Source organism: Caballeronia arationis, from assembly GCF_001544975.2.
GTDB lineage: Bacteria > Pseudomonadota > Gammaproteobacteria > Burkholderiales > Burkholderiaceae > Caballeronia > Caballeronia arationis.
In genome coordinates, this window is record NZ_FCOG02000192.1 from 1 (window position 1) to 8,752 (window position 8,752).

An 8,752-nucleotide genomic window follows, 5' to 3' on the forward strand; every position below is an offset into this window, starting at 1 on the left:
GTGAAAGTAGGTAATCGTCAGGCTCCTCATGCAGCAAAACAAAAACCCCACCCCCCAAAGGTGGGGTTTTTGCGTTCGGTACGCGTAATTCGAATACGTCAAAAATCTCTTATCCGAACTCGGACGGTTGTTTTTTTCGAGAAAAAGGAATGTTTCCAAGCGCGTAAAAAGTATTTGAATAGTCGATCTCCAACGACTTTCAATAAATAGTCAAACGTGCTTATTCGAGTTTGGCCTGTAATGCAGTATCTAAAGCCCATTCAAGCGATAACTAAAAGTGAACCGTCCAGAATTTAGTGGAGGCTCCCACTCTTGAGAGGCTGGGGCCATGAACAAGTCGAACAAGTTCTCTGATGAAGTCCGCGACGTGCAGTCTGCTTGGTGCGGGAGCATCATGACGAGTATCCGTCCCCGTGAGGGGCGATCGAATCCATCGCCCCCAAGATCGGCTGCACGCACCAGACATTTATTGGGAGAGCAAACGAGATGAAGTCGATAGCGGCGAGCGCGAGGGCGTGACCACCCCGAAATCAATTTGGCTTACTACCGATTGAATATCAATTACTCGAACCACGTCGCCTGTAGCTACTGACAGCAGCCAAATCACCTACGTCCTGCCAAAGTCAGCAAATCTCTCGTCTTCTCCCCGCACCGCCTTCCACCCTTACTTCCGTCCCAAAAATACTGTATAAATATACAGTAAACGAGAGGTCACACGCAGCTCGCATCCTGAGCAGGCCCCTTCATTCGTATCGCATCGGGGGACTCATGGGCGCAGCAATTTCACTGTTCGAACTCGGGATGTCGTCGAGGTTGCAGCGTCAGCTATGGCGCGGCAACCAGATCAGCGATGCAGATCCTGGTGTCGTCTCGAGCGGCCATCGGAAGCTTGATCGCGTACTGCCCGGTGCAGGCTGGATGGCCGGCGTGCTCACCGAACTGCTCGTCGAAGACAGCGGCGTTGGCGAGATGCGTCTGCTCGCGCGCACGCTTCGCGAGTTGACGACGATCAAAGGCCGGTCCGCCGTCTTCGTGGCGCCGCCGTGGAAGCCCTTTCTGACGGCCTTTCGCGCATGGGGCATCGAGACGGAAAAGCTCTTCTGGGTCAAGGCCCCCGACGATCAGGCGCTCTGGGCGGCGGAGCAATCGTTGAAGCAGAAGGGCATCGGCGCGGTGTTGATCTGGCTGCCGAAAGTGCGTCCGGAAGCAGTGCGGCGTTTGCAAGTAGCGGCGCAGGAATCGCAGGCGCTGGCGTTCCTGTTTCGCCCGATCGAAGCGGCGTCGCAATCTTCGGCCGCACCGCTGCGCATGATCTGCCGGCCCGTGCTCCCCGACGATGCGCAAACGATGAACCGCCGGGAGTGGATGCAGCAGGTCATGCTGGAGATCGACATCATCAAGCGGCGTGGTCCGTTGCTGGAAAAGCCGCTTCGTCTGCCATTGCCGCTGCAGATGCCGGCGTTGCCCGAGCACGTCCGCCGATCGCGTCTGGGCAGACCAGGCAAGTCGGGCCAGAAAGCACGAGAGGTCAATCATGTTGTGGATAGCGGTGACATTGCCGCTTTTATCGCTAGAAGCAGTCAAGCCGCCATTGATGACGACGCCGGAACCGAACTCGAATTCGTCTGGAACGCCGAACTCGTCGGCCCCGTCGATCGAAGATGAAGGCACGCCGTGCTTCGCGCTCTCGGATCACGCGCGCATCCTGCTGCCGGATCTCGTTGCGTTCCGGCTCGGCGTGCGGCCGGGCAGTACGCGCTCGCATGCATTCGCGCTCGCGCCGCGGCTGACGCTGCTCGCGGTCGACGTCCGGCTCGAAACGCAGGCGTTGGAAGCGGTTGCGCTCGCGTTGCTCGCTTTTACGCCCAAAGTCGTGCTGGCGCAGGCGAACACGGTGTTACTCGAAGTCGGCGCGAGCGTGCGTCTTTTCGGCGGCATGAAAGCGCTGCTGTCGAAGGTGACGTCGACCGTGAAAGGCTGCGGCTTTACATCTCGGATGGGCTGCGCGCCCACCGCGTGGGGCGCGTGGCTGCTTGCGCATGCACGCACTCGCCGGGTGCTGCGGCGCACGCGCATCGTGAAGGAGACGACGCTCGTGCGCATTCTCGATGGCCTGCCGGTGTCGCTGTTGCCGGCGGCGTCGACACACGGCAATCTCTTCGAGCAGATCGGCTGCAATACGCTCGGCGATTTGCGCCGCCTGCCGCGCGCGGGCGTGGCGCGCCGCTTCGGCGGCCGCGTTCTGCAACTGGTCGCGCAGGCTTACGGTGAAGCGCCCGATCCGCGCGAGTCGTTTTGTGCGCCGGCGTCATTCGAGGCGCGGCTCGAATTGCAGGCGCGCGTCGAGAGCGCGGAGGCGTTGCTGTTCGCCGCGCGCCGGCTGGTGCTGCAGCTCGCCGGCTGGCTGAGCGCGCATCACGCGGCCGTCAGCGAATTCACGCTGTATCTCGCGCACGAGCTGGCCGCGCGCCATGCGCCGAAGACGTCAACGCTGAAAGTCGCGTGGGCCGTGCCGACGCGCGACGCCGATCACGTTCTCTGGCTCTTGCGCGAGAAGCTGAATCAGACGGCGCTCGCCGCGCCCGTCATCGAGATGAAGCTGGTCGCCGACAAGGTCAGCGAGCACGCGCCGCCCTCGGAGACGCTTTTTCCGATGCCGAATTCCGATAGCGAATCGATGGCGCAATTGCTCGAACGGTTGAGCGCGCGGCTCGGCGCGGAGAACGTGCTGCAACTCGTCGCGCGTGACGATCATCGGCCGGAGGCGGCGATGGCCGTCGAGATCTACCAGCCGGCGCGGGAGACGAAGACCAAACGCAAGCAGAGGGCGACGGCGAAACCTGCCGCCCTGGAGGGAACCGCCGATACCGATTCTCCGACTGAAAACTCAGAAGAAGAACAACCGCTCAGCCTGCCGGATCTCGCGATGTCCTCGCAGCCGAGGCCCTCGTGGATACTGGAAATGCCGCTCAAGCTGATATTGCGCAACGAGCGGCCGTTTTACCGGCGGCCGCTGAAGGTGATCAGCCGGACCGAGCGGATCGAAGCCGGCTGGTGGGACGGCAACGGCGTCCAGCGCGATTACTACATCGCCTCCGACGATCGCGGCCGCATGTTCTGGTTGTATCGCGAGCGTCTGTCGGGCGACTGGTTTCTGCACGGTTTTTTCGGCTGACGGGACAGGCATGAACTCTGAACAATCCGCGTTCTCGCGTGCCATGAAGGCGTCGGCGCTTTTGCCCGACTATGCCGAGCTGCATTGCCTCAGCAACTTCTCGTTTCTGCGCGGTGCTTCGCACCCGCAGGAACTGGCCGAGGCGGCGCTGGAAAATGGCTACACCGCGCTTGCGATCACCGACGAATGCTCGCTCGCCGGCGCCGTACGCGCGCACGGTGCGATCAAGGAGCTGGAAGCGCAGGCGAAAGCGGCGGCCGATGCCGCTTCGAAAGCCGGCCAGCCGATGCCGGAAGTGCGGATGCTGAAGCTCGTCATCGGCAGCGAGTTGAATCTCACCGATGGCGACGGTGCGCCGTTCTGCACGCTGATCGCGCTTGCGACCAATCGCACCGGCTACGGCAATCTGTCGGAGCTGATTTCACTTGGCCGTTCGCGCGAACGCAAGGGGAGCTATCGGCTGACACCCGAGGATTTCACGAATCCGGTGGCATCGTCGGCGGATGTGACGGATCTGCGCGGCGACGTCGCGCATCTGAAGCACTTGCCCGACTGTTTGCTGATCCTGGTTCCGCAGCGTTCGGCGACGCTTGCAGAGACGCTCGACTGCGCGCACTGGCTCGCGGGTTTCGCCGCCGGCCGCGCGTGGCTCGCGCTGGAGCTCTGGCAGGACGGCAGCGACGACGAACGCCTCGCTTCGTCACGGCTGATTTCGGAGGAAAGCGGCCTGCCGCTCGTGGCGGCCGGCGGCGCCCTGATGCACGCGCGCTCGCGCAAGCCCTTGCAGGACACCCTGACCGCGATCCGGCTGAACCGCCCGCTCGCCGAATGCGGCTACGCGCTCGAAGCGAACGCCGAACGGCATTTGCGCACGCGCTTGCGGATCGGGGCGCTGTATCCGCCGGAAACGCTCGCCGAAACCCTGCAGATCGCAGCGCGCTGCACCTTCGAACTCGACGAGCTGCAGTACGAATATCCGGAAGAACTCGTGCCGGCGGGCGAAACGCCGGCGAGCTACCTCCGCAAGCGGGTCATGGCAGGCGCGCTCGAACGTTGGCCGGACGGGCTCGACGCGCGCACGATCGCACAAATCGACAAGGAACTGACGCTCGTCGCGGAACTGAAGTACGAAAAATACTTCCTGACGGTGTACGACATCGTCGCGTTCGCGCGCAGCCAGAAAATCCTCTGCCAGGGACGCGGCTCGGCGGCCAATTCGATCATCTGCTATTGCCTGCACATCACCGAAATCGATCCGGTGCGCATGGACATGCTGGTCGAGCGCTTCATCTCGCGCGCGCGCAACGAGCCGCCGGACATCGATGTCGATTTCGAGCATCAGCGCCGCGAAGAAGTCATTCAGTACATTTATCGTAAATACGGGCGGCATCGGGCGTCGCTTGCGGCGTCGCTCATCACGTATCACACGCGAAGCGCGCTGAAGGATGTCGGCAAGGCGCTCGGGCTCGATGCATCGCTGATCGAGCGGATCGGCAAATCGCAGCAGTGGTGGGACGGGCCGGCCGCCGTCGCCGGCTATCTGGCGGAAGCCGGCTTCAACGAGGACTCGCACATCACGCAGCATCTGATTCGCCTGACGCGCGAGTTGCGCGGCTTTCCGCGGCATCTGTCGCAGCACGTCGGCGGCTTCGTGATCGCGCGCGACAAGCTGTCGAGGCTCGTGCCGATCGAGAACGCGGCGATGAAGGACCGCTGCGTGATCCAGTGGGACAAGGACGACATCGATGCGCTCAAGCTGCTGAAAGTCGACGTGCTCGCGCTCGGCATGCTCTCGGCGGTGCGGCGCGCGCTCGAATTCGTCGCGCTGCGGCGCGGCTTGCCGGATTTTCCGGTGCAGCGCATTCCGCGCGAGGACAAGGCCGTCTACGAAATGTGCTGTCACGCCGACACGATCGGCGTGTTCCAGATCGAATCGCGCGCGCAACAAGGCATGTTGCCGCGCCTGAAGCCACAGAAATATTACGACCTCGTGATCGAGGTCGCGATCGTGCGGCCCGGACCGATTCAGGGCGGCATGGTGCATCCGTATCTGCGCCGCAAGCAGGGGCTGGAGGCGGCGGATTATCCGAAGGAGGAATTGCGGCCAGTGCTCGAACGTACGCTCGGCGTGCCGATTTTTCAGGAACAGGTGATGAAGCTCGCGATGGTCGCGGCGGGTTACACGGCCGAGGAAGCGGATAAATTGCGGCGCGCGATGGCGGCCTGGCGTCGCGGCGGTCATCTCGAAAAATATCAGGCCGACCTGATGACGAAGATGCTCGCGCGCGGTTACGAGCGGGAGTTCGCGGAGCGCGTCTGCAAGCAGATCGAGGGCTTCGGCGAGTACGGGTTTCCCGAGAGTCACTCGGCGAGCTTCGCGCTCCTCGTCTATATCAGCGCGTGGATCAAGCGCTACGAGCCGGCGGCTTTTCTGGCCGGCCTTCTGAACAGCCAGCCGCTCGGGTTCTATTCGCCGTCGCAACTCGTGCAGGACGCGAAGCGCCACGGCGTGCGCGTCTTCGCGCCGGATGTCTCGCTGAGCGACTGGGAATCGGTGCTCGAAAAGCCGGAAGGGCGCGGCGAGCGGGTCGTGTTCGACGTCGACATGGCGGTGCGCCGACAGCAGTTCTACAGCACGCCGATGCCGAAGCAGGTCGTCAGGAAAACCATGCGGCGCGCGGCGCGGCGGCTTGCGGCGCGGATCGGCAAGCCGTCGAAGGCGTATGGCGCGGGTGGGCCGGGCGTGCGGATCGGCCTGCAGCTTCTCAAGGGCTTCCCGCAGGCTGCGGCCGAGCGAATCGTGGCCGCGCGCCGCGCTGCGCCGTTCATCGATGTCGACGATCTCGCGCGCCGCGCCGCGCTTTCGCGCCGCGATCTCGAGGCGCTCGCGGCGGGCAACGCGCTCGCGAGCATCGCGGGGCATCGGCGGCAGGCGTGGTGGGCGGTCACCGCGCAGCAGCAGGTGCCGGCGTTGCTGCGCGATGCGCCGATGGTCGAAGCGCCGCTCGCGTTGTCCCCGGCGCCGGAAGGCTGCGAGATCGTCGACGATTACGCAAGTCTCGGCCTTACGCTGAATCGCCATCCGCTCGCGCTTTTGCGGCCGCGCCTCGCGCAGATGCGCTTCCGGACCGCCGCCGAACTCGCGCACTACCGCAACGGGCGTGCGGCGCGGGCGTGCGGCATCGTCACCGTGCGGCAGAGGCCGGGCACGGCGAACGGCACGATTTTCGTGTCGATCGAGGACGAGACCGGCGCGATCAATGTGATCGTGTGGCCAGGACTCGTCGAGAAAGCGCGCAAGGTTTTGCTCGGCGCGTCACTGCTGGCGGTGTACGGCGTCTGGCAATGCGAGGGCGAAGTGCGGCATCTGGTGGCGCAGCGGCTCGAAGATCACAGCCCATTGCTCGGCCGCCTCGCCACTGCGAGCCGCGATTTTCACTGAGCCCCGGCACTCGGATAGTTCGCGAGCACCTGCGCGATCGCGGTATCGAACGGCGTCCGGCGGCCGATGCCGAGCGCTTCGAGCACGCCGGAATCCAGATGGCAGTCGCGTGGACGCGGCGTCGAATCGGTGGGCGTGCGCTGCGCGGCGAGCCTGGCGTCGACCTTCAACACGCGGGCGATGCGCCCGGCGATGTCGAACTTAGTCATCGGCTCGTCGCCGGACCATTGCGTGATGCCGCCGATCGTCTCGCCGCGTGCGTGGCGCTCGATCATCTGGCGGATCACGACGGCCACGTCCGGTGTGAAGGTCGGATAGCGCGTCGCCCACGCGTCCATCGCGGCGGGCGCGGCGCCGCTTTTCGCCGATTCGACGATGGCCGGGGTCAGGCTTGTGACCGCCGATTCGCTCCAGTCGAGCACCGGACCGTAAAGCAGCGGCAGCCGCAACACGCAGGCTTTCGCGCCGCAGTCGATGAGCGCGCGTTCTCCTTCGAGCTTGCTGCGACCGTAAGCGTTGAGCGGCGACGGCGGATCGCCGGGAAGATAGGGCGGCTTCGTGCCATCGAAGACGTAGTCGGTCGAAATCGACAGCACCCACGCGCCGCGTTCGCGCGCGGCGCGGGCGATCGAGCGCAGCGCATCCACGTTGAGCGCGCGGGCGAGCGCGGGGTCGTTTTCGCACACGTCTGGCCGTCGCTCGGCGGCGGCCACGACGATCGCGTCGGGCGCTTCGCGCGCGATGAAGCCGGCGATCGCGGCGTCGTCGCGAATATCGAGCTTTACGATGTGCGGCCCGACGCGGCTGTGCGCCGTGCGCACGACCTGCCAGCCGGCGACATCCGCGAGTTCCTTCGCGACCGCCCGTCCGAGCAGGCCCGACGCGCCGATCACCGCGACCTTGAGACGCGGCCCCGTCATCACGCGCCGGCGGAAGAAACGACGGTGTAACCCGCTTCGTCGATGGCTTCCTTGAGCGCATCGGCGGATTGGCTCGACTCGACGGCCACCTTGCCGCGCTCCAGATCGACGCGTACCTGCGCGGACGGGTCGACTTCCTGAATGGCGCGTGTGACGGCGCCGACGCAATGCTGGCAGCTCATGCCTTGAACTTCGAATTCAGTCATTTTCTGTCCTTTCAAAATCAGCGATCGCTCTCATCGTATACCTTCCTATGGTTGGAAGGTGTAGAGTCAAAGATGATTTTTTGGAGTCGACGATGAATATTGGCGAAGCAGCGCGCGCATCCGGCGTGACGGCGAAGATGATCAGGTACTACGAGAGCGTGGGATTGCTGGCGCCGGTCGGCCGGACGGCGTCCGGTTATCGCGTCTATAGCGCGCAGGAGGTGCATGCTTTGCGCTTCGTGCGGCAGGCGCGGCGGCTCGGCTTTCTGGTCGAGGACATTCGCAAGCTGCTCGCGCTCTGGCAGGATCGCTCGCGAGCCAGCGCCGAAGTGAAGTCGATTGCGCTGGAACACGTGGCCGAACTAGACCGGCGAATCGCAGAGTTGACCGAAATGCGCGACACCCTGTCGCACCTCGCGCACCATTGCCACGGCGACGATCGTCCTGATTGTCCAATCCTGGAGCGTCTCGCCCAGTGAACACTTCCGAGCGCACCAAAAAAGCGCATTTTTCGCGAGTTGCACGCCTTCCAGAACGTCGGCGATCGGAAAATCCAAAGGAATACAGCGACTTGTCTTAATGCGGTGCATGCACCATTCCGAAACGGAATGCACGTTATTCAAGCATTTCACTAACACTTGGGTCGCAGCTTAGCTATAATCGGGTTAACCCTTTTAAGGGAAATCCCTGACCCGAACTGCCGGGGATTCAACCGCAATCCTTGGAGAACATCATGTTTGCTTTCGTGCTCGAAAAACTCAGCGTCTGGTTTGAAACCGCAGAACGCCGCCGCCGCGAAGAATATCTGGCGCAATCGTCGGATATCGTGCAGCTGGAAAAGCGGATTCGCTCGCTCGAAATCAACGGCTATACGCTGTAAGTTTTCGACGACGCCGAACCCCGGTTGAGCATTGAAAAGCCCCGCATCGCGGTAATGCCGTTCAGTTAAGCACTGGACGGCATTTTAATTTTGGTGCGGGAAGTGGTTGTAAACGTTGCGCCGAGCTGT

At 63.4% G+C, this 8,752-nt stretch carries 8 protein-coding genes; 6 read left to right on the forward strand and 2 right to left on the reverse strand.

Annotation, left to right across the window (positions count from 1 at the left end; genetic code table 11):
* The 4 genes from AWB81_RS47600 to AWB81_RS38395 all read left to right on the forward strand — a co-directional run.
* Positions 1-210: hypothetical protein (locus tag AWB81_RS47600; RefSeq protein WP_235026127.1), on the forward strand; the 210-nt coding region annotated here is incomplete at its 5' end.
* A gap of 591 nt (positions 211-801) precedes the next feature.
* Positions 802-1,665, forward strand: coding sequence for a translesion DNA synthesis-associated protein ImuA (gene imuA / locus AWB81_RS38385; protein ID WP_235026128.1), 864 nt, complete (start codon positions 802-804; stop codon positions 1,663-1,665).
* The gene (locus AWB81_RS38390; protein ID WP_062643332.1) at positions 1,595-3,175 is read left to right on the forward strand and encodes a Y-family DNA polymerase; all 1,581 of its coding nucleotides are present in this window, start codon (positions 1,595-1,597) and stop codon (positions 3,173-3,175) included. The genes imuA and AWB81_RS38390 overlap by 71 nt, the downstream gene beginning before the upstream one ends.
* Before the next feature lie 10 nt (positions 3,176-3,185).
* Positions 3,186-6,617: an error-prone DNA polymerase gene (locus AWB81_RS38395; RefSeq protein ID WP_062643335.1), complete on the forward strand. Its 3,432-nt coding sequence runs from the start codon at positions 3,186-3,188 to the stop codon at positions 6,615-6,617.
* On the opposite strand, the gene AWB81_RS38400 is transcribed toward AWB81_RS38395, so the two are convergent.
* On the reverse strand, positions 6,611-7,537 hold the full coding sequence (locus tag AWB81_RS38400) for a dTDP-4-dehydrorhamnose reductase family protein (protein ID WP_062643341.1): 927 nt from the start codon (positions 7,535-7,537) through the stop codon (positions 6,611-6,613). The genes AWB81_RS38395 and AWB81_RS38400 overlap by 7 nt on opposite strands.
* A complete protein-coding gene (locus AWB81_RS38405) occupies positions 7,537-7,743 on the reverse strand; it encodes a heavy-metal-associated domain-containing protein (RefSeq protein ID WP_062643343.1) in 207 nt (68 codons plus the stop codon). The genes AWB81_RS38400 and AWB81_RS38405 overlap by 1 nt, the downstream gene beginning before the upstream one ends.
* Positions 7,744-7,835: 92 nt before the next feature.
* On the opposite strand from AWB81_RS38405, the gene cueR reads away from it, so the two are divergent.
* Positions 7,836-8,222, forward strand: a complete 387-nt coding sequence (gene cueR, locus AWB81_RS38410) for a Cu(I)-responsive transcriptional regulator (protein ID WP_062643345.1) — start codon at positions 7,836-7,838, stop codon at positions 8,220-8,222.
* 254 nt (positions 8,223-8,476) lie between these two features.
* Positions 8,477-8,623 (forward strand): DUF3563 family protein, encoded by a 147-nt coding sequence (locus AWB81_RS38415; protein WP_087135487.1) that lies wholly within the window; start codon positions 8,477-8,479, stop codon positions 8,621-8,623.
* Positions 8,624-8,752: the final 129 nt, after the last annotated feature.

Coding starts and splice junctions, on each gene's coding strand:
- imuA (WP_235026128.1), top strand. CDS start 802: ATGTCGTCGAGGTTGCAGCGTCAGCTATGGCGCGGCAACCAGATCAGC.
- AWB81_RS38390 (WP_062643332.1), top strand. CDS start 1,595: ATGACGACGCCGGAACCGAACTCGAATTCGTCTGGAACGCCGAACTCG.
- AWB81_RS38395 (WP_062643335.1), top strand. CDS start 3,186: ATGAACTCTGAACAATCCGCGTTCTCGCGTGCCATGAAGGCGTCGGCG.
- AWB81_RS38400 (WP_062643341.1), bottom strand. CDS start 7,537: ATGACGGGGCCGCGTCTCAAGGTCGCGGTGATCGGCGCGTCGGGCCTG.
- AWB81_RS38405 (WP_062643343.1), bottom strand. CDS start 7,743: ATGACTGAATTCGAAGTTCAAGGCATGAGCTGCCAGCATTGCGTCGGC.
- cueR (WP_062643345.1), top strand. CDS start 7,836: ATGAATATTGGCGAAGCAGCGCGCGCATCCGGCGTGACGGCGAAGATG.
- AWB81_RS38415 (WP_087135487.1), top strand. CDS start 8,477: ATGTTTGCTTTCGTGCTCGAAAAACTCAGCGTCTGGTTTGAAACCGCA.